19 protein-coding genes and 1 tRNA gene are annotated in these 21,357 nt (G+C 49.6%); 4 read left to right on the forward strand and 16 right to left on the reverse strand.

The features are described from left to right. Positions 1-198: 198 nt before the first annotated feature. The gene (locus ACTS3T_RS14590; protein WP_377967214.1) at positions 199-1,596 is read right to left on the reverse strand and encodes a TldD/PmbA family protein; all 1,398 of its coding nucleotides are present in this window, start codon (positions 1,594-1,596) and stop codon (positions 199-201) included. 133 nt (positions 1,597-1,729) lie between these two features. Here ACTS3T_RS14590 and ACTS3T_RS14595 point away from each other — a divergent pair, with 133 nt between their 5' ends. Next, positions 1,730-2,320, forward strand: coding sequence for a DUF3611 family protein (locus ACTS3T_RS14595; RefSeq protein WP_377967211.1), 591 nt, complete (start codon positions 1,730-1,732; stop codon positions 2,318-2,320). A gap of 139 nt (positions 2,321-2,459) precedes the next feature. Here ACTS3T_RS14595 and ACTS3T_RS14600 read toward each other — a convergent pair whose 3' ends face one another. Further along, entirely contained in the window at positions 2,460-3,332 is an 873-nt protein-coding gene (locus tag ACTS3T_RS14600) for an S-methyl-5'-thioadenosine phosphorylase (RefSeq protein WP_377967208.1), read from the reverse strand. A 289-nt stretch (positions 3,333-3,621) separates the two neighbouring features. On the opposite strand from ACTS3T_RS14600, the gene ACTS3T_RS14605 reads away from it, so the two are divergent. Beyond that, positions 3,622-3,753, forward strand: a complete 132-nt coding sequence (locus ACTS3T_RS14605; protein ID WP_377967206.1) for a hypothetical protein — start codon at positions 3,622-3,624, stop codon at positions 3,751-3,753. 92 nt (positions 3,754-3,845) lie between these two features. Then, entirely contained in the window at positions 3,846-4,802 is a 957-nt protein-coding gene (locus tag ACTS3T_RS14610) for an RNA polymerase sigma factor, RpoD/SigA family (RefSeq protein ID WP_377967203.1), read from the forward strand. A gap of 96 nt (positions 4,803-4,898) precedes the next feature. On the opposite strand, the gene hisC is transcribed toward ACTS3T_RS14610, so the two are convergent. The 12 genes from hisC to ACTS3T_RS14670 all read right to left on the reverse strand — a co-directional run bounded on the left by hisC (position 4,899) and on the right by ACTS3T_RS14670 (position 16,250). Continuing rightward, positions 4,899-5,948: a histidinol-phosphate transaminase gene (gene hisC / locus ACTS3T_RS14615; protein WP_462935233.1), complete on the reverse strand. Its 1,050-nt coding sequence runs from the start codon at positions 5,946-5,948 to the stop codon at positions 4,899-4,901. Positions 5,949-5,950: 2 nt separating this feature from the next. After that, positions 5,951-6,814, reverse strand: a complete 864-nt coding sequence (locus ACTS3T_RS14620; protein WP_377964054.1) for a segregation/condensation protein A — start codon at positions 6,812-6,814, stop codon at positions 5,951-5,953. A gap of 68 nt (positions 6,815-6,882) precedes the next feature. Beyond that, entirely contained in the window at positions 6,883-7,251 is a 369-nt protein-coding gene (locus ACTS3T_RS14625) for a LapA family protein (protein ID WP_377964052.1), read from the reverse strand. Between the two features lie 147 nt (positions 7,252-7,398). Further along, the gene (locus tag ACTS3T_RS14630) at positions 7,399-9,003 is read right to left on the reverse strand and encodes an ATP-dependent DNA ligase (protein WP_377964050.1); all 1,605 of its coding nucleotides are present in this window, start codon (positions 9,001-9,003) and stop codon (positions 7,399-7,401) included. Positions 9,004-9,042: 39 nt separating this feature from the next. Continuing rightward, entirely contained in the window at positions 9,043-10,986 is a 1,944-nt protein-coding gene (locus ACTS3T_RS14635) for an alpha-amylase family glycosyl hydrolase (RefSeq protein WP_377964048.1), read from the reverse strand. 106 nt (positions 10,987-11,092) lie between these two features. After that, positions 11,093-11,794 (reverse strand): SAM-dependent methyltransferase, encoded by a 702-nt coding sequence (locus tag ACTS3T_RS14640; RefSeq protein ID WP_377964046.1) that lies wholly within the window; start codon positions 11,792-11,794, stop codon positions 11,093-11,095. A gap of 392 nt (positions 11,795-12,186) precedes the next feature. Then, positions 12,187-12,756, reverse strand: coding sequence for a YHS domain-containing (seleno)protein (locus tag ACTS3T_RS14645; RefSeq protein ID WP_377964044.1), 570 nt, complete (start codon positions 12,754-12,756; stop codon positions 12,187-12,189). 168 nt (positions 12,757-12,924) lie between these two features. Then, positions 12,925-13,009: transfer RNA gene (locus ACTS3T_RS14650), tRNA-Ser, on the reverse strand. 78 nt (positions 13,010-13,087) lie between these two features. Beyond that, positions 13,088-13,285 (reverse strand): hypothetical protein, encoded by a 198-nt coding sequence (locus ACTS3T_RS14655; protein ID WP_377964042.1) that lies wholly within the window; start codon positions 13,283-13,285, stop codon positions 13,088-13,090. 216 nt (positions 13,286-13,501) lie between these two features. After that, positions 13,502-13,888: a hypothetical protein gene (locus tag ACTS3T_RS14660; protein WP_377964040.1), complete on the reverse strand. Its 387-nt coding sequence runs from the start codon at positions 13,886-13,888 to the stop codon at positions 13,502-13,504. Between the two features lie 96 nt (positions 13,889-13,984). Further along, positions 13,985-14,389 carry an ExbD/TolR family protein gene (locus tag ACTS3T_RS14665; protein ID WP_377964038.1) on the reverse strand — a complete coding sequence of 135 codons (405 nt, stop codon included), beginning with the start codon at positions 14,387-14,389 and terminating at the stop codon, positions 13,985-13,987. Between the two features lie 358 nt (positions 14,390-14,747). After that, entirely contained in the window at positions 14,748-16,250 is a 1,503-nt protein-coding gene (locus ACTS3T_RS14670; protein ID WP_377964036.1) for a glycosyl hydrolase family 57, read from the reverse strand. 473 nt (positions 16,251-16,723) lie between these two features. On the opposite strand from ACTS3T_RS14670, the gene ACTS3T_RS14675 reads away from it, so the two are divergent. Continuing rightward, positions 16,724-17,515, forward strand: coding sequence for an RNA polymerase sigma factor SigF (locus ACTS3T_RS14675; protein ID WP_377964034.1), 792 nt, complete (start codon positions 16,724-16,726; stop codon positions 17,513-17,515). Positions 17,516-17,543: 28 nt separating this feature from the next. Here ACTS3T_RS14675 and ACTS3T_RS14680 read toward each other — a convergent pair whose 3' ends face one another. Continuing rightward, positions 17,544-17,822, reverse strand: a complete 279-nt coding sequence (locus ACTS3T_RS14680; protein ID WP_377964033.1) for a hypothetical protein — start codon at positions 17,820-17,822, stop codon at positions 17,544-17,546. Between the two features lie 159 nt (positions 17,823-17,981). Then, complete coding sequence (locus ACTS3T_RS14685) at positions 17,982-21,224, reverse strand: glycoside hydrolase family 15 protein (protein WP_377964031.1); 3,243 nt, start codon at positions 21,222-21,224, stop codon at positions 17,982-17,984. Positions 21,225-21,357: the final 133 nt, after the last annotated feature.

Consider the following 21,357-nt stretch of genomic DNA (forward strand, 5'->3'; position numbering starts at 1 on the left):
TAACCCGCATAGCCCGCTTTTGTCAGTTTGGGGAAAATCGACAAATTTACGTCATTTGAGTCTACAAGAAACCAAAATTTGCCCCAATTTTGAGACAAGAGGGATCAATTGACGCAGCAGCAAAAACCGACGCTAGCCGGAGGCCGAGAAACAACCCGTCGAATAGATTTCTAAATCGCAGCTTAAAGAACCAGGGAATTAATTGGCAGCGCCGCCCACAACCACATTGCGAATACGCAAGCTAGGGCCACCGCAGCCTACAGGTAAGCCTCCTTGTCCGCCTTTGCCACACCCCCCCGATTCATCCCAATAGAAATCATCCCCAATGGCTTCAATATCCGCCAATGTCCGAAACACATTCCCAGAGAGGGTGACATCTCGAACGGGTTCAGCAATTTCGCCCTGGCGAATCATCCAAGCTTCACCCGCAGTAAAGGTAAACATTTCACCGTTGGTCATGCCGCCCAACCAGTTACGGGCATAGACGCCTTCTTTGATATCTGTAAACAAGTCTTTAACAGGCGTCTCACCGCGCTCAATCCAGGTATTGGTCATACGCACCAGCGGCGGATAGTGGTAATTGAGACAGCGGGCATTTCCTGTCGGGGCTTCATTGAGCTTTCCAGCCGTTTCGCGCGAGTGTAGCCGACCGACGAGTACCCCATTTTTAATCAGTTGTGTGGTGGTTGCTGGTGTACCCTCGTCGTCAAAAGCGTAGCTTCCCCGGTGCCCTTCTGGGGCAGCCCCATCAAAAATTTGCAGGTTTTCAGGCCCGAAACGACGCCCTAAGGTCATAACTTCTAGCACATCTGGATTTTCGTAAGCCATATCTGCTTCAGACAAGTGACCAAATGCCTCATGCACAAACAGACCTGTCAAAATGGGATCAATAACGACGCAATAGGTATTGCCTTTGACCGGAGGGAGCTTGAGAGCTTCGACAGCACGCTTGGCAGCTCCGAGTACCTGCTCATCTAAATTTTCTAGATCTTCGTAGGCTTTGCGAGAACCCGTGGTTTCTCTTCCGGTTTGAACTGTTTCCCCATTGCGTGCAGTCGCAGCAAAGCGCATCTCCATATCAACCCAGCTTTGCTCAATCAGGGTTCCTTCAGAAGTAGCGAGTAAAATGCGCTGAGCGCTGTCGTTATAGCGAACTGAAGTTGTAGTGACTTGAGTATCTACTTGCTGCAAAATATCAGCATAGTGACTGCAAAGGTCTTTTTTGCGGTGAAGGGAAATTTGACGCGGATCGCTGCCAGTTAACTTTAAGCGATGAACCACCTGGATTGGCTCAATGGCAGCTAGCAGCGTTTCTTCATCGCCGACTAACCGAGCAGCAGCGATCGCTTCTTCTAATCGAGCTTTGAGGTTAGAAAGCCGATTAAAGCTGGCAAATCCCCATCCTCCTTTGTAGCAAGCCCGTACTTGACCACCAATAGAAAGTCCTTCACTGAGGGTTTCTACTTTGCCTCCCCGCAGCAAAATATCGGTACCTTCAGCTTCTTCTAGACGAATCGCCAAATAGTCAACCTGTGGCGCATAGCGGGCAATCAGCTCAGTTAGTAAATCTTTTCCCTGGTCTAAAGGTGAAGCCATAGATAATTTAAGGCAGCAAAGCGTTGAGTCTTTCGTCTATTGTGCCGTCAAATCTATCAAATCGGTCTAAGATCAAAGGCGCATGGCAGATAGAAGCGGCTGAACAAGCAGTGCTGCTTTAGGATCACAACTTATGACTGGTGAACTTGACTATTCCCTTCCGCCCGCTGTTCGACGAATTGCCAGCACCTTTCGGCTGATTGGCTGGATCAGCTTCTGGGCGCAGATTGTGCTTTCAGTCGTTTCTGGATTTCTACTGCTATTCGCGATTTCAGGGCTGAGTTTTCGGCAAGCAGACAGCAATCAGTCTAGCCCTGGCACGGGGGCCGGGTTGTTTTTTGCTACTTTAGCGCTGTTTGTCGTTTTTTTTAGCGCTTATTGGGCTTTTCGTTATACGCGTTTGGCGCGTAAACTGCGATCGAGTCGGCCTGATGCTCGTCCTAAGCCCAAAGATGCTGTGCGGGCAATCCAAGTTGGACTGATAGCGAGTTTGGCGGGCATGTTGTTGACGCAGCTTGGGGCAGGCGCAATTGTAGGCGCTTTGATCTTCAAGTCTTTTGAGCAGCCTACGCAAGGGGGTGTTATCCTCAGCCCCACCGCTGTTCGTGGTTTTATTACTTCGTTTGATTTGCTGATCGTGCAGGCCAATACCAATACCAGCATTGCCCACTTTGTGGGGATCGTCTCGTCTTTATGGCTATCGCGGGCTGTGAATCGGCAGTAGAGGTTTGGCAAAAACTGTTAGCTGTATCGGCCAAGCCTACCTCTAAATTTCAAAAGAGATGTTGACAGGATGCACCATAGACAGATCCTTTGGTGCATCCTCTTTACTTATAGTTGCCTTGTAGCTGTAGCTAGCCCGGTTACAAATATTTTTTCAGCAGCAGGTGCAGCTTTTCTTTGGTCTGCTCTGGAGCTTGAGACAGCGGTGTGAGAATGGCATATTGCAAGGCAGAGTGGGCTTCAGAAGCGGGAGGATTTTGAGCCAGTTGCTTAACCACTGCTTGAATAACGCGCTGAGCATTAATGGCATTTTTGCGCAGATTACCAATAACCATTTCTACCGTGACGCTGTCGTGGTCGGGGTGCCAGCAGTCGTAGTCAGTTACCAGGGCTAGGGTTGCATAGGCGATTTCGGCTTCTCGTGCTAGCTTAGCTTCGGGTAGGTTGGTCATGCCGATCACGGTGGCATCCCAACTGCGGTAAAGATTAGACTCAGCTTTGGTAGAGAAAGCTGGCCCTTCCATGCAAACGTAGGTGCCCCCTTGATGCAGTGTTACCTGATCGAGGTTGAGGCTAGCTACAGCCGTGGCTAATTCCTGGGCAAGTTGGGGACAAACCGGATCACCAAAGGCAATATGAGCGACAATCCCATCGCCAAAGAAAGTAGAAACTCGATTTTTGGTGCGATCGATAAACTGATCGGGCACAACCATATCTAGCGGTTTGACTTCAGCCTTAAGCGAGCCAACGGCTGAAGCCGAAATAAGATATTCAACCCCAAGCTGCTTCATCGCGTGGATGTTGGCTTGAAAGGGCAGTTCTGAAGGCATTAAATGATGGTGCCGACCGTGGCGGGCGAGAAAAGCAACCTGGGTGCCCTCTAAGGTGCCGACGATTATGGCATCGGATGGAGAACCGAAAGGCGTTTCTAGCTGAACTTCTTCTATATCTTGCAACGCCTCCATTTGATAGAGGCCACTACCGCCAATAATGCCAATCTTTGCTTCAGTCACGCTGTCTGCTCCCATGTAGACGCCCCCTATCTTAACGGCAGAGCGGGCGATCGCGCGATGTAAAGTATCCCTTAATATTCGTTACAGATTCTAAAGGGAACTTCTCAGCTAAGCTGAGCTTATTCTGTTGCATTAGATGCAGCAACTTGTCTAGCAATCACTCTAGGTTTGTTTTGTAGCTGTTTCCTCCCTTAGCCTGACGAAAATATTCTTCTCAGGATAGAGAGACAAATAAATTAATAATAGTTACAATATTTTACAAATTGATTTTTACAAGGTTAAGCACAAAATGATTTCAGAAGCTTCTATTTGGGTAGCTGCTTTATCTGGGTTAGCTGCCGCTTACTGGGTATACTCTCAACACACGACTGAGTCAGCCCCTCAGCCTGAGCTAATTCCGGTGCGGATTAAAGACCGCTAACGAATTTAGTGATTTGTTTTATTCGCTGTTCGGATGTGTAAAGGCATTTGAGCGGCGTTTTTTCTCCTAAGTTTTTTGAGTGTCCGTTGGCAATGAAATCTTCTACCTCCACGACTGACTCGGTTCGCGCTTATCTAAAGGAGATTGGCCGGGTACCCATGTTGACCCACGAAGAAGAAATTGTTCTGGGCAAACGGGTGAAACGGCTCTGTCAACTCGAACAACAGCGCGAGCAGGTGGCTGAAACCTTAGGAAGGGAACCTAGTTTGAGTGAATGGGCTGCAGCCGTTGATTTAGCTGAGGCTGATCTGCAAAAAACCGTGGAAGCGGGTAGCTTGGCTAAGCGTCGCATGGTGGAAGCCAATCTGCGGCTGGTTGTTTCGGTGGCAAAAAAGTATCTCAAGCGCAATGTTGATCTATTAGATCTAATTCAAGAAGGCACGATTGGCATGCAGCGCGGGGTTGAAAAGTTTGATCCGACTAAGGGCTATCGCTTTTCGACTTATGCTTACTGGTGGATTCGTCAGGCAATCACCCGCGCGATCGCGGAAAAAAGCCGGACAATTCGTTTGCCGATTCACATTACCGAAAAGCTGAACAAAATCAAGAAAGCCCAGCGACAGCTTACCCAAAAGTTGGGCTATGCACCTTCTGTGACCGATCTGGCTCAGGAATTAGATCTAACGCCTAAGCAAGTACGCGACTACCTGGAAAAGTCACGACAGCCTTTGTCTCTAGATTTGCGCATTGGAGACAATCAGGACACAGAGCTGGGCGAACTGCTAGAAGATACTGGCATGACCCCAGAAGAGTACACGACCCAATCGGCTCTTAAGCTTGACCTTGATGCCATGCTTGCTGATTTGACACCGCAGCAGCAGCAAGTGTTGTCTTTGCGCTTTGGTTTGGCAGACGGTCGCTCAATGACGCTGGCAAAAATTGGCGATCTAATGAGCATTAGCCGCGAACGGGTGCGACAAATAGAGCGTGAAGCCCTGAGCAAGTTACGTAAGCGGCAGTTAGACATCCGAGAATATTTGGCAGGCTAGCCTATGGCTGAGCCATAGCGCTTCGCCGCGAGTTGCTTGAGCTAAAAGCAAGCCTTTAGACAATAGACTAGCCGTTAAGCCAGTTGGATAGTCGGTTTAAATCAGTGGCTTGAGTGTTTCTATTAGCAAGCGGTTTTGAGCCGCTGTTCCTACGGTAATGCGGAGCTTATCGGCTAACCCTGGTTGGTCGAAATAGCGGACTAAAATACCCTGTTGTTTGAGGGCAGCTTGCAGAAAGGCCGCATTGCCAGAGGGTGGGGTGGCCAAGACAAAATTGGCTTGAGAGTTGAGAACTGCAAAGTCTAGATCCTTCAGCGCGATCGTTAGCTGAGCGCGGTCGGCTTTGACCTTCGCAGCACAAGCATTTTTATAAGTTTGATCTTGCATCGCTGCTGTGGCTACTTGGGTAGCGATCGCGTCGATATTGTAGCTATCTTTAACTTTGAACAAGCCAGAAAGTAGCTGAGGATTAGCAATGCCAAAGCCCATACGCAAACCTGCCAGCGAATAGCCTTTTGACAAGGTTCGTAGCACAATGACGTTGGTAAATTCTGCCACCAACGGTAAGGCAGTGTCTTCGGCAAAATCGATATAGGCTTCGTCAATGACCAAGATACCCTTAACTTGCTGAGCCAACTGCCGTAGTTCGGCTAGGGGTATGACATGGCCAGTAGGGCTGTTGGGTGAAGCAATAAACGTCACGGCTCCAGCCGCTGCCACTAACGCTTCGAGGGGGAACTCAAAATTATCACCATAGGGAATTTCGATCGCGGTAGCAGGGTGCAGGGCTGATAGCGTTCGGTACAGCACGTAGGTCGGCATGGGATAAACCACTGGGCGATCGCGACCTTCAGCACACGCCCGAATCAACACATTGAGCAGTTCATCGCTGCCATTGCCAACAATTATCCAATCTGCTGGTACGGCTAGAACCTGGCTAACGGCCTGACAAAACGCCTTGGCATAGGGGTCAGGGTAGCGCCGCAGCCACTCGCTATCAAGCGTACGCAAAACCTTAATGGCTTGCGGTGAAGGCGGGTAGGGATTTTCGTTGGTGTTGAGCTTGATGATGGGGGTTCCCGGTTTGGGTTGCTCCCCTGGCCGATAACCGCCAGCAGCGTCAATGGCAGGCCGAAAGTAACTCATGGCTAGTCTGGCAGCACGTAGGAGGGTAAGTCCTGCAAATCGGCTAAAGGCATTTTGTTGAGGTTGCGCACCTGTAGGTCTTGATAAAAAGTTTGCTGATGCATTTCAACCTTGGATTGAGCCGAGAGAAACAATAGCCCCCAAAAGATACCTACTTTTTCGTGTTTGTAAGCTTGCTCAGGAGAGTCAAATTCGTGCTGCTCTAAATTATCAGGACGAAATTGCGGCCAAAGTTCAATCAGTTTTTCAAATTCGATCCACTCTAGCGCTTCTTCTAACTCGTCCCAGTAGGTGTCTAAAAAAGCTTCTAGCGCCGCAGCGATTTCAGACAGATTTTCTTGGTGGGCTAGCTGAGCGATCGCGCGTACCGCTTGCCGCTTAGACTGAGGCTTGGCTTGGCGCTTGCGCAGACGAGTGGGGTTTTCTTCTAGTACAGTGGCAATTAGCTCAAGCTGTTCAATTAGCTCATTGAGCGTTACCTGCCGTTTTGCTGGCGGAGCAGCTACCGCCCGTCGATGCAAATGCCGTTCGAGGTTTCGCGGTAACGGCGTTTCAACCAGATTTTCATTTTCTAAAAACTCGTCACCGCCAAAATCGGCTTCAACTTCTTCAACTTCAGCCCGTACCAGGGTGTCTGCCTTCAACAGCACCAGCATGGCAGCATAGAGAAAGGCTTCTCCCGACTCCGAAAGGCTGGCTTCATAAGCGGTGCGTCCATTGAGCTGGCCGCTATTTTGCTGGAGCTGCAGCGTGCCCAAAAAGCGATCGATCACGTCGATGACTTTCACATCCCACGGGTCAATTTCTCCTTGTTCGGCTAAATCAATGAGAAAAGCGATCGCGCTTTGGGCGAGGGGAAGAGCCATAATGACGGTGGGTTGCGGACTTTGGCGAGAGCGGAGATCAGGAGCGAGGGACGCCTCGCCCCTACAGTCTAACTGGCATAGGCTTTGCTAGATTCAGTCTCTTCGCCGTTGCTGTTGTTGGCTGCTGGCAGCATGAGTTTTTGCTCTTCTAGTTCAACCCGGTAGCGTTCAATATTTTGCTCCAGTTCTTGAATGCGCGTATCTCGCTGCTGCACCTCTTGGTTTTTAGCAAAGTAGTTTTGTACCTGTATCCAGACGCTGAACACCCAGGCCAAAACAGCCCCAAGCCCCATGGCAACAATCAATTCAACGCATAGGGGAGCTTGTAAATCAATTCCTCGGACAATGTGAATGACGGCTGGGTCAGTGTTTTCAATGCCAAAGAGGACAAGTGCCAAACAAATGACGAAAATGACTACAAAGTTAACTTGTCGCATCGGTCCGCTCCTCAAGTCAGCTTAGAATCGGTCAAAAACATGAAGTCACCCTCTACTGTAACCGCCAAACCAAATTCTGACCTATGTAAAGGCTATTTAACAGCAGGGATCAAGTTTTTCTGACTAAGCTTTATCTAGGGTTTGGCCTCAGCCCTCAGTTAACAGCGCCTTGGCCGCTTGCAGGGTGTCGGCTTCCGAGGCAGGTTTGTCGTGCCGCCAACGCAGAATTCGGGGAAACCGGACTGAAATGCCAGATTTGTGCCGCTTGGAGGCTGCAATGCCTTCAAACCCAATTTCAAAAACTTGGATAGGTTCTACTGAACGAACAGGGCCAAAGCGTTCGGTGGTGTGGCGACGAATCCAGCGATCGAGTTTTTCAATTTCAGCGTTGTCTAGGCCAGAGTAGGCTTTGGCAAAGGGTACCAGCGTTTCGTTTTGCCAGAGCGCAAAGGTGTAATCGGTAAACAGGTTGGCTCGTTTGCCGCTGCCTGCTTGGGCGTAGATCAAAACAGCGTCTAACGTCATCGGGTCAACTTTGTATTTCCACCAGTAGCCCCGCTTGCGACCCACTAAATAGGGACTGTCTAACGCTTTCAGCATCAGCCCTTCGGCATTTTCCAGTCGCGATCGCGCTCTGAGTTGCTGCAGTTGGGCAAACGTTTCGCAGGCCACAACCGGAGATGGGCCAACACAGCTAGCGGTCGTTTTTCCCAGCACTGCCAAAAGCCGTTGGCGGCGATCGCTGAGGGACTTGTCTCGAATATCCTGGCCTTGGTGTTCAATTAAGTCGTAGGCGATAAAGCGCACCGGATTTTCTTGCATTAATTTTTGGCTGACTCGCTTACGGCCTAGCCGTTTTTGCAAAGCGTTGAAGTTCATGGGGCGATCGCCCTGCCAGCAGACAATTTCGCCGTCAAACACTAAGCCGTCGGCAAAGTTTGCCAAAAAGCAGGCTTCTAGCTCAGGAAATTGCGGCGTAATTAAATCTTCTCCGCGCGACCAAATAAACACTTCCCCCATCCGTTTGACAATTTGAGCTCGGATACCGTCCCATTTCCACTCCGCTTGCCAACGGTCAAGGTCTTCTCGCTGAAATTTTTCTTCATCAATTTGAGCAGCCAGAAAAAACGGATAGGGCTGGCTAGGAGCAGTTTCAGCCGCCTCTGGGTTAACAAGCTGCCGAAAAAACTCAGCCGTGGGGGTAAAATCGCCCATCAAGCGGTGGGTTAAAACGGCTTCAGGCAGGTCATAAGCTTGAGCCAAAGCTCGAATCACTAACTTGCTAGAAGCGCCAAAGCGGAAAGCACCCGTGAGCACCTTGTTGAGCACAAAGACTTCAAACGCTGTTAAAGAAGCCCACCAAGACACGATTAGCTGCCGTAAAGCTGCATCCGACTTGGCCTGCTTTACGGTTGGAATGACGTCTTCCATCCATACATGTAGGGGCAAATGTAGCGGTTCTGCCGAGAGTGAAACCGTATTGAGCAGTAAAGCGATCGCTTCAGCCGAGTCTCCTACATGGGCATAGCAGTCTTGAAATAACCACTCTGGCATCTCAGAAATGTGTAAAAAGACATCTCTAAGAACGCGCGAAGTAACCAAGCGCCGCCGAGTTTTGCCCAGCAGCAAATATAGCGCCCAAACCGCGTTTTCAGGTTCTTCGGTTTGAAAGTAAGTTTGCAGTGCCTGAACTTTAGCGTTAGTAGAGGTGGTGGCGTCTACGGCCTGAAATAGCTGAGTAAAACGCTTCATTATGCCAGAACCTTTGCGCTTACTGCCATTATGACAAGCTCAACCTGATTCGATCGCCTGCTCTAGTTCAACAAACGGCACCAGCCAAACCACATCATAGGGTTCTAGCGCGATCGCTAGCTTTTGCTGGGTTGCTCGCCAACCCCGGCGACCTACTAGGTCATACCAGTGGCTATCGTCAGGGATAGCGCAAATAATAGGCTCATCGCTGGAGCTGGCTGGGGCTAGCTCGGTGGGGTGTAGACCCGTGATTCCCAATTCTGCCAGCGAAATTTCTAGCCGACAGGCACAAGCCGTTACGTTGGTCAGCGTCAAAATATGTTGAGTGCAGTCGGGGGAAATTCTCAAAACGGCAAATACTTCTGGCCCTAGCGCTAAAATTCGCTGAGCGCCATTGGGGTGAAAGGCTGGCTGGCGGACACGAATTTCCAGCAGGCGGCCTAACTGCTGCATCAGGTGCGAAAGCTTAGACTGAGGATCGGCGATCGCTTTAATTATGTCGACTTGCCGAATGATTTGCCGATTAATATCGCGCTTAGACTGCGTCCGCAACACCGTATCCACATCATTTTGACTACCCATTAAGCCGTGCAGATAAATGCCTGGAACCCCTCTGAGTACCAAAGCTAGACTGCGAGAAGCCACATATCGCTTGACTTGAAAGCTCAGATCTTCCGGGCTGCTGTCTAAACTGAGGGCGCTAAACCAGGTGGTGTTGATTTCGTAAGGTTCTTTTTGTCCCTTTTCGCTGGTGCGATACGAGATAAAGGCACCTTGGTCGCGTGCCTGTTGCAAAAGAAACTGAATTTCGGCGGCAGGCAAAATGTCTTTGACCCCCATCAGCCCAATGCCATCATGGGTATCCAAAATATTAAAGAACGTCGTGGTGGCAGAAGGATAGGTCAGGGTTTTGGCCCAATTTGTCAGCGCCGTCGCATCTTGCTGATAAAAGGTATAAAGCACCAAAGGCGGCAGCGCGAAATTGTAGACCATATGGGCTTCATCTGTGCCATCGCCAAAATAGGCAATATTGTCGGCATGCGGAATATTGGTTTCGGTAATCAGGCTCACCGTTGGATCAGCGACACTCAGCACATCCCGTAGGAGCTTGATGACTTCGTGAGTTTGCGCCAGGTTTGCGCCTGTTGTTCCCGGCTCGTCCCACAAGTAAGTGACTGCATCTAGGCGAATAATGTTAGCGCCGCGACGCACATAGAGCAGCAGCGTTTCAACCACGCCCAACAGGACATGAGGATTGCGGTAATTTAAGTCAATTTGATCGGGCGAAAAGGTTGTCCAAACCCAGACGGGGCCATTAATTGAATGATACTGGGTCAAAATATCAGACGTGCGAGGGCGCAAAATCATCTGCCGCTGTTCTAAGGTGAGTTCACCGGGGGAGGTGTAGGTGGTAAAGACATCTCGATAGAGCGGATTGCCGTTGAGCATTTCTTGAAAAGCAAGGCTCTGAGCCGAGACATGGTTAAATACCCCGTCAAACATGAGCTGGTACTGACTGCCCAGGGCGGTGATGTCTTGCCATGATCCCAATTTGGGATCGACTACATGAAAGTCTGTGATGGAAAAGCCGCGATCGGAAGAGTAGGGAAAAAATGGCAAGATATGCAGCGTATTGATGACGTTAGCGAACTTGGGTAGCTGTTGTAAAAACTGAGCTAAAGAAGCCAAGGGCGATCGCCCCTGACCCTGGATTAAATCGCCATAGGTAATCAACACCAGATCTTTTTCGCTAAAGCGATCGCCAGGTTCAAGCGATGGTTCAGCAGCGGTTGTCGCCAGAACTTTATGCGCACAATGAACTTTGAGTAATCTTTCTAGCTCCGGTAAGTAGCGCTTTGCCTTGCCTGAGCCATAGAGAAAACTGAGGCGTTCAAAAAGGCGATCGCGAACTTTAGCGGGTACTTCAATTAAAGGCTGCGTATAGTCTGGCGTGGAACGATAAGCAATTCGTTGACGAGCCATGATCTCTGCTCGGTAACAAACGATACAATTTTTATGCTCTTATTTTGCCAAGAAGGGTTCAGCCCTTCGGCAAATTCTCTGAGCTAATTACAAATCTATACTTGCCCTAGCGAATAAACCGCTTTCTTGATTGCCGAATTCGCAGCATTTGATTGCCACCCCGCTGAAATTCATAAGGAACTGTGACAATCTCAGTATCTAGCCCCCAAAGCTGGCACTGGGCGATCGCGGCGGCTAAATGCGGTGAAGGTTCCCCTGAAAGCTGCAACAGCGGAAAAATGCGTACCTCGGTAGCCACCCGGCAGAGTTCAGCCAGGGCGCTGACGTGAAAGTTTAGCGAAAGTTGCTGTGTATAAGTAAAGAGCAAATGACTACACAAAGCCAATTCAAACGTTTGGTTGGCAAAAGGTAAGTGAGGCAAAGCAGCTACCTGATAGCGATTAGCCTGTAAGCCAGTTTCAAAGTCTGCTAAAAATTGCTTCATGGCAGTCATCCGCACTTTCCCCAAGGCTTCGGGAGAGGGAATTTCCCGCCAGACATAACAATCAAGATGCTGGCGTACCCCGTTTAAGATCACCCCATAGGTGGCACGAATTTGTTGGGCAATTTCGGCTTTCGTAAACTGATAAATCGGATCACAAGAAACAACGTGCCCGCCTTGCTGCGTCAGTTCAGCATTAAAGCTAGCTGGCCCACCGCCGCAATCCAGCAGTTTTTGGTTTAGCTCAGCCGTACCCAGCGCAAACATGCCAGTATACTCAGCCAGCGATCGCCCCCAGGGGACAACCTGTTCTAGATGTAAGCCCATTGCCCTGTGCTGCTTTACGGTGTCTTTATCCTATCGCCGTCAGAACTCAGCAACTATCCCTAGACAATTAGCAAAGGGTAATCCTATTAACTATCGCAAAATTTTGCCGTTGAAAAGCTTTAGGGCGATCGCTCACTTAAAGCCATCCAAAGTTTAGAGACAATGTCAAGATTGGCTTTAAAGTGAGTCAGTCTACGCCTGCGCGTTTATACTGGATGCAATAGCAATAAGATGTTTGGGATCAGTTCAGCACTGGCTGGATAAAAGCGACTGATTAGTTATCCAAGCTCTCCTTGCATTGTCTAGCTCGTTAAGTGGAAAGTGAATCAGATGCCAAGTCTTCGACTAAGATTTGGCATCTTTTTTTGGCTAGCAACCGATGCTAATACTGACTATTGACTCAGAACAGCAGGCCAGTTTTGATCCGCTTTGGCGATATTGCCAGGGATGTCTCTAGACCAACGCTGTTGTACACGCTTGTCATAGTTGAGATAGAGCCGACCCTCTACGATTTTCCAGGCTTGTGGGTCAATCGGAGCCGTATATCCTTGGCTAACGGCCCAGGCACAATAGCCGCCATACTGGGGGGCGTACTGTTCTGGATTTGCCGCAAATAAATCGCGATGTTCGGCGCTAGCAAACTGCCAGGTTGCCCCTTGCCAGTCGTAAGTATAGTCGGCACTGCCCGGAACAGCTTCTCCTTGCGTAAAGTAAGCAACTGGATCAGTTCCCTTAATGGCAATGTTGTTTTCGGCAAAAATTTCCGGTTCGCCTGCGGCTGCTTCGCTAGAAACGGTTTCAGTTGCCGTTTCATCGGCGACTGACTCGGATGGGGGAGCGGTAACGCTAGCCGCCGGTTCGTCACTAGCTGGCGGTGTGCTAGCTGTTTGGCTGCAGCTTGCTAGCAAACTCATGCCCAATAGCAGCGTAGTGATTGCGGTCTTCCAGTTGGGATGTCTCATAAAAGCCTCGTAGCGAGATGAAGCAACAGAACGGGTGAATAATCTATTGCTATCAAACGAGGTTCAACTGAGAAACCCATGAGAGCTTGCTAGAAATTTCCTTTAAGCAAGCGTTGATTCAGCGTAGCAAGCAACGGGTTCAAACCTGATCATAAATTTAACTTGCAACGGAGAGGGTGGGATTCGAACCCACGGTGCCTTTCGGCACACTCGATTTCAAGTCGAGCGCAATCGACCACTCTGCCACCTCTCCTGGCGGCGCATTTGCTAGCGTGATGGCGATTTTATCACCAATCAGGCGTGCTGCAGCAGCCTATAGTTTAGCGTAAGATTATTCGCCCTGGGCAGCTTCTTTACGGGGTTGAGCGGGCTCGACCGTTTCGTCTGGCGACATCGGCTCGGCCTGATCTGAGGTCAGCGCTTGTGGATCGGTCGCTGGATCAGTCGCTAAGGCTACTTGAGCCTTGGCAGCCGCTTTGGTGTTGGTTTTGGGTCGTGAGGTTTTGTCCGTAGAGCGATCGCCCGTCATTGTTTTGCTTTTTGAGATCTACAGGTTTACGGTAGGCGGCGATCGCTTCTCCAGCGTCTACCTACGACCCAAAATTAGCAAGACAAGCTAGCTGAAATTAAAGTCAAATAAAGACTCTAGAGGTTTGCTAGTGCCTGCCAGAGTCTTTAGCATCGATGTGGTTTTGCCCAGTAGCCGCCCAATTCGCTGAATTGTCAGCGGCGATCGTGCTGAGAGCTATGTAGAAGACAAGTCATAACCCAGATAAGTGCGCGTTAAGTAAGTAGCTAAACGCTGGACTGCATTTTGATTGCGACTGGTATGACTACTTACGCCCATTAGCGTGGCAAATTCTTGGTCAGATATTTCGCCCGCCTGATGTTTTTGAAAAGCATCAACAACCGCCACCAGCTCATCAACAGAGAAAGGATAGCCGTTTTTAGCTGCAAACTCCGCTACAATCGGTGCCCGCTCTCCCTTCAGTGCTTCTGTTTCTTCCGCATCCAGCTCCGATTCGCTGCTGATATCGCCATCGCCGACACCCAGGAGTTCTTCTAGCTGCTGGCGCAGGGCTGCATCGTCGGCAGTTTTCTGCATAAATTGCAGAACAGTTGCAGTTGACATAGCCAAAATTGCCTTGCTCAATAGATTTACATGTTTAGGTATAGCAAGGCTTTAGCGGATTGTCTGTTAATAAAAACCGAAGCTTGTAATGAAACGCTAATCTATAGGCTGAGTGGCAATCCCAATTCGCACCTGGTTGACTTGGCGCAGTTCATCCATCACCGCAACGACTCGCCCATGATTGACCGCCTCATCGGCATTGATCGTAACCAATACGGGTTCTCCGGCTGCTGTGCGACTTTCTACGGCAGTTGCTAGGTTGCCTAGATCAACAGCCTCAGTCTCCAAAAATAAATTTCCTTGGGCATCAATCGTTAAAGTGAGATCGGGCGATCGCTGCTGATTAGCCGTGGCTGCCCTTGGCAAGTCAACTGGTAGCCCTTCGGCGCGGGTTAAAAAGAGCGTAGACAAAATGAAAAAAGCCAGTATCGCGAAGATCACATCGATCATCGGCACGATGTTTATTTGAAAAGGCTTTTCAGGCTCTTCAGGCAGGTTCATCACAGACCGCAGAGAAAGGACTCTGCTTATTAGGCTAACTCAGTTTTTGGCCAAACCCCATCGATTTAGTTGACAATAAATCGCATTAAGGTAAGATATTTTTAGGTCAAACAGTTGACAAGAACTACTCCAAACTTTGGCTTTGTCTATTGTTCTATGGTGTGTTCTCCTCTCAGCCAGTCAAGGTGTTCAGGTCTAGCCCTAGCGGCTAGACTTTTTTCTTGAGATTAACTCTCAACAGAGTCTGATTACTTCTTGGCTGTCAAAACTTGCCAGGTGACAAACAGGGCAAAGCCGATGTAGGCCAGCGTCACTATCCAATCTTGCCAGTGGTTGGCTAATAAGGCCGCCTCGTTATTCATTGTGCTTGCAAAATAGCCTTGCCACGTTGATAGATTTCGTTGGCATAGTCTGTCCAAACACCCTGGCCCCAATAGCGAAAGCAGCTAGTTTCGAGCAGTAAGACGGGTAGCAAAGCAGCCTGGTAATGGGCTTGTTGGGTCACGCCCGGATCGGCCTGGACTAACGGATCGTACTTTTGATGAAACAACGCACTGAGCTGAGTCATGGGGCCAAGCACATTTTCGTAGCCGCGTACCCAGCTTAGATCGTTAGTCCAAGAAGCGCCGTCCATGCTAAAGCTGGTGTCGTTAGTCTGCAAATCTTGGATGATTGCTGTGACTGCCTCTGGTGTCGCTTGGTCTGGGTCTAGGCGCTGCCAAATTTTGTGTTGATGAACAGCCTGACAGGTGGGGTAATCGGACGGATTGACCCCAGCCGCTTCAATGAGTTCAATATATTCCGTACCGTTGATGCCTACAACGCCAGTCGTGCTGCGACCATTGGTTTTAATGTCATACCAGACAGGAGGAAAGTCACGGGGAAATTCGTTCATCATCACACCGCCATTTTCCCCGTCGGCAATCTGACTGACGCAGCCTGGTACCTGAATTTGACCGATGAGTTGCCGCGATCGCCCTTTTGCTTCGTGATAAGGCTGCATCTGAGCTACGAGCTTGGTATCAGAACCCTGGGTTTTGATCAAGACTGTAATATCAGTCGTTTCGCCCTGGCAGTTGCGAGCAATGAGCCGATTGGGGATGTACTTATGTTCATGCCACAGCCCCGAACCATCTAGGCGCTCAACCGAGTGTTCTTGCACAAGCAGCCAGCGATAGCCGCAATCTTTTAGAGCTTTAACATATTCAAAAAGCGTATCTGGGTGATTGGGAAGGTGCATCTCCGGGGGAGAAAAGCCTTTAACCCTTCTGAGGGCGTCATACCCAAATATGGCAGCAAAGTGCTGTTGCCAAGCTTGAATGTGTAGCTTGATATCGGGAATGGGTGTAGAAGGAACCACCGCATGGCTCCACAGCGTACCTAACCATTCCACGTAAGGAAAATACTGCGGATCACAGGTAATACGCTTAAGGTTGTCAATGACATCATCGCGCCCCATTTGCCGCAAACTCCACAGCAAATTGCCAGAATAGTCCAGCATGATGCGCGGATTGCCCCCGTTATGGACGATCTCAGGAATAAAATCGCCCATGCGACGGTAGCACTCAGCAAAAACGCTTGCATTATGATTGTCGCCATCCTGGGGATGTTCAAACATATGCTGTAAGTTGCCAATAAGCTGCCCCTCACGACCCGCTGGAATCGTCGGCTGGTGCATGTGGAGGGCGCAGGCAAACCCTGCACTGATGTGATCGAGATTGAGGTTAGTAATGGGCAAAAAAACAGGCTCACTATGGTTCGTTACCGTAGCGATCGCCGCCTCCCAACCGCAAATATTGGGCAAACCGTTACGAATTTCGTCGAGCTGAGGTAAGGGAGGATTAGGCGCTTGAGCAATCATAAGTTATCTCGATCAGGTCAACAGGGGTTCATCATCGGCTAGCCCATTTGTGCTAGCGCTAAAAATCGCGATCGCGCTGGCACAAATCTAGTTGGCACTCGTCTTACAGAAAGGAAGTTTAGGTGACTCGCGGCTTATATTTTTCAGCTATAGGGCTACGCAGACAGAACAGCGCTTGGTTTGTATCTCGTCCGACAATGATAGTCGATGACGCTGATTGAACAGCTTAAGCTCTGCTAAGTAATGTCACAGCTATTGATCAAAATTGGGGATAAAATCATCTCCGGGCTGTGATCAGATACCTGACAACCCCTCAAAACCTCACAAACTGACCGTATTGTTGCGTAGAGGTTGCGTGGATTTACGGATATTTGCCGGGGGGGGGTTGGATAATTCCGTAGAACAACAGGTTCAGGGGGCCAGACCCATCTCGCACAATGGGCACGAAGCAAGTAAGAGGTGCCCCCTTAATCATGAGAACCCAATCTTCCCTCCATACCAAACTGATGGAACTGCTGGTTGCCTACTGCCAGAATCCTTCAACAGCGCTGCGCAACCGCATCGTCAAAATGAATGCTGGCTTGGTGCGTAAGATTGCTCACCGCGTCAGTCGGCAATGCTCTGAACCCTACGAAGATTTGGAGCAAATTGGCTATTTAGGTTTAATTCGCGCCATTGAACGCTTCAATCCGACCCAAGGCTGTGCGTTTAGCTCGTTTGCGGTTCCCTACATTCGCGGTGAAATGCTGCACTACTTGCGCGATCGCAGCATGACCGTCAAGATTCCTCGCCGCTGGCAAGAATTACAAAAAGCTGGGCAGCGGGTTCGCATCGATTTAGTTGAAGAGTTAGGTCGCCAACCAAAGGACAATGAAATTGCTGATCGGCTGAATATTTCTGCTGTCGAATGGCAAGAGGTTAAGCTATCTACCTGTAACCGTTCGCCGCTCAGCCTAGACGCGACTGTCAACCGCCAAGAAGATACAGCGCTGACGCTGGGAGATATGCTGCCGGATGCCCAAGCGCAAACCCTACAGCTTTGGGAAGAAGACCGCGAACAAATCCAGCAGGCGCTCAATCAGCTAGAAGAAAAAACCCGCCTTGCTATTGAGTGTGTCTACTTCAAGAACTTATCTCGAAAAGAAGTTGCCAACCAGGTTGGGGTCAGCCCCATGACGATTACCCGTCGCATTCAACGCGGTTTAGATCAGCTCAGCGCTACGCTAGAGCGTTGTCCGATCTCTGCTGAAGCTTCAGTACACTAAATTTGCTCACCGTTTGCATAGCCAAGACTTAGCTAAAGTCAGTTAGGTTCCAGTACTCAATTTCATCAATTGAGCCAGACTCTAGCCACGCTTCGGCCAGTTCTAGCAAGGCTTGAATGGCAATCTCGCGATCGATGAATTCGCAGGCTGCACAAAAAGCGGCAACGCGATCGCTATAGTATTCGCCGTTATTACAGAAGTCTAGCTGGTCGGGAGGATAGCATTCAAAGCCAAAGTCTTCTGCTTCCTGAGTGACCCGAATCTGCCAACCGTGATAGCTAAGACAATTGAATTGAGTGGCTAACATGTGTTTACTGTATATAGGTTAAGAAGGAAACAAAAATCAGCTATTTGGCTGAAGAACTGCATCTTTGCTTGACCTAAGTATTCCCGTCTCACGGCAAACAACACCAGAAAAGTTCAGTAATTTTTCTGATAGCTTTTGCGCCTGAGGGGTAGCTGCAATCTAAGCCGTTTGAGAAGCCTCTGGTGCTAGTGGCTCTTTTTCACCCAGTTCACTCAAGAATTTGAGGGCTTTAGCCAGGTAAACTGCACAGCTTTGGGTTGATTGTTGATAAAAAGAGCGCCAAGCGGCTGCTTTGTCTTCGTCGTAGCGATCGCCCCGCTGAGGTTCTCGCTCTAACCAGGCCAGACGTACCGCATGGCCGACCAAAACATCTAGGACGATATAGTCTTCAAACTGAAGGTCGGGGTTTTGCTCAAAAATTTGAGCCAGTTCCTGCAAGGCTTCTACCGTCAAATGGCGATATTCGGGAGCCTGTATTTTGTGCAGCAGATGGTTGATCATGAGGGCAAAATTTTGCTCACCTGGGGTCATTTCTGACAGCACCAGATGACTAACCAGCCGATTGCGCCGTTCTAACTTATCGCCAATGACAATGCCTTTGCAGTGGTGCAGCAAAGTCCAAACCTGGCTATAAAACTGTTCTGGCAAACGGTTGATCTCTCCATCAATTTTGCGTTTGCGCCACCAATCTCCAGCCGGGGCTTCTTTGCCATTCGCCTCAGCCGGAACGACGGCCCAGTTCACTGACTTTTGCCGCCGTATATGTAAAGATTCGCGCTTAAACAACAGTTGATTGAGACCGTTGTATCCGGCCAAAACTTGCTTTAGCCGTAGCTTGATTTCAAAAGGACTGAGACTCATCAAATGCTCGTAGGCTTCGTCTGGCGTGAGCTGATGTTCATGGGCTAGTTCGTTTGTCAACAGCAAAATCAAGTAGCTAATGCGCAGCGTCCACAATCCCTTAAACAACGGTGGGTCGGTTTTAATCAAAATGCTGAGATAAATCAGGATCTCTTGCGTTAAGGGGCGATCGCGTACATCTTCACGGCATAGCTCGTCGATTCGAGCTTGAATATCGTTGTGGCGCATCGGATCAGTAATTAACGAGGCTTCGCTATAGGCTTTGCCAACCGCTACCTGTTTTTGCCGAACCAACAGCGTGGTCAAGGCATCCGATAAACTAATGTCGGCCTTGTCTAGCAGTCCCGCTGCCCGCCGCACGATACTCCACAGCTCTAGTCGCCCTGCTTTGACATAAACTTCTTGCAGCAGGTCTTCAATGGTTACTAGACGCTGCTTTCCTCCCAAGCCAGTATCAAACTCTAGACCTTTTAGCTGTTTGAGGCTGCTGAGTAGCTCAATTTGCTCATACAAATTGTCAGATTGCCGCAAACCCTGTAACAGCCGCTCTAAATCGGTTTCTCGCTCCAGGTCAAATTCTTGCATGGCGCTGAGCGGCAAGCTGTTTTGGGGATTGAGCGTCAGATACGCCGAGACGGGCAGCGTTGGCTGCGCCAGAGTCAGCCCCAGTTTTAGATTGTGGACATTATCGACGCGTTCGGCGCGAGCCGTCAGCAAGAGTTGAAACAAAGGCGCAATTTTAACGGGGACGGTACCGCAGTAGCCATCCTGCATTTCTTGCAGAAGATCGAGTAAGGGCGATTCGTGAACAGCTTTGTGCCCTAACTCAAACATGGCATGGGTCAGCAGCAGGGTAACGGTAGGGCGTCCGGGTTCGTACCAGTGTTCGTAGATATAAGCCAGTTCACTGCGAATTTGGGCAACTAGAAAGTGATAGTCCAGCGTTAGGTAAAACTTTTGAGGATCTAAAAACGAGGGCAAAAAGACCATCGTTTCTCCCCGAATGTGGAAAATGCGGGAGGTCGTTAGACTGCGCAAGCGACGAATTGGTCTACCGCTGAGTCTGAGCTTGGCGTTACGGCCAATTTGCGCATAAATTTGAGAAAGATCGTAGGACGTGCGCACCTGGATTGGCTCAATTTGACTGGGTATTTGCGTCAATACCCCATAAGTTGCCAGTTCTGTCTGGAGAGCTTCGTCTTCGGCCAGCAAGGCAATTTGCACAATTGGCTGGCGATGGCCGAGTTTTAGGTGACGCCCTAAGGGGTCAATGTCGCCCAACGTAATCAGTTTTTCTTGCAAAAGCTGGCCGACTAAGTAAAGACTTTGTGCCCAAACCAGGGGTAAGTTTTCGTTGGGCAGCCGTTGCTGACTGTGGGGAGACTGGCGCTCTGCCTCAATGTGGTCGGCAGAAACATAATACAGTTCTGGTAAGAGGGCAATGCCGTCTTTTTCAATGGCGATCGCAGCTAAACGCTTTTCGTAAAAGGCAGTTTTAGCGGCATCACCTCGAAACAAACTGTCTAAAAACAGATAGGTAAAAAATAGAGGCCACTCGCATTCAATATGTTCAAACTGCTTCAGCTCTTGCGGTTCATAGTGTAACCGCTCGGTATCTTCCAGAACGGTCTGGTGTCCGTCTCGCAAAAAGCGCTTACAGCCGTAGTGCCCCTGAAGCTTGTCAACAATTTTGCTGCAAGTTTGATCCACTAGGGCGCTATTTTCGACAGCAAAAGCTGGAAAGCTAATCACACTCAAAACAGCGGCATCGACTTCTTTTGAACCCGATTCGCGAGGTAACAGTGACTCTAAGGTGATGCGGGCGCGAGCGATTTCGTCTGGCAGCACATGGATAACCGAGGCTTGCCCGCCTTTAACCCCAAAGAGATTGAGTCCATTAATGGCTTCGAGAGCCGCTTTAGCCATACCAACGGAGCTAACGTTCAGTTCCGGCTTGCCATGATTGAGCTTGTTACCCCGCTCCCAAATGCCGTAGTCGGGCGTCCGGTAAGCGCGGCCAATGTAATACACCAGATTTTGAATGAAGTTGACTTCATCTTGTGTGTATATAATTTGTAGCCCTGAAGCCGTCATCTGAGCCAGCATCAGCAAATACAGGGCAGTAGCATCAAGCTGTAGATGACCCCATTCAGCATCGCCAACAACGGCGTTTCCGGTAGCCGTGTCATATTTAGCATGGAGGGCGTCTAGCGGGGCTTGCGTTTCCTTAAAGCGCTCGACTTTTTCCGCCTGCATCATCATGGCAAACAGCAGACCCCGCATGAGTTTGACGACGCTTTGCTCTAGCTCATAGGTGCGGCCTTGATTTTCATCAATTTTGCGATAGGCCAGCCCCAGTCCCCAAACAGCCAAAATGCTGTAAACGTTATCGCGCACCCAGGCATCTGTATAGTTGCCGTGGGCGGTAATGGCTGTGCTGGCAGGCAACAAACCGCTAACGGGATGCTGCCGCGATAAGATGACCGTCTGAACTTGCTGATAGTAGTTATCAAGCTGAGCGTTTAAGCGGGAAAGTTCCATAGTCTTCGGAAAAGCAAGGGAAAAGCAGGCGACAGCCCTTTGAAGGACTCATCGAGCGATGGCCGATGAAGCGCGATCGCGCCGAAAAGCGGCGATGTGCTCAATCTGTCATGGCTTACTTGTCTCACAATAG

This window comes from Almyronema sp. (assembly GCF_052168255.1).
GTDB lineage: Bacteria > Cyanobacteriota > Cyanobacteriia > Phormidesmidales > Phormidesmidaceae > Sphaerothrix > Sphaerothrix epifaneia.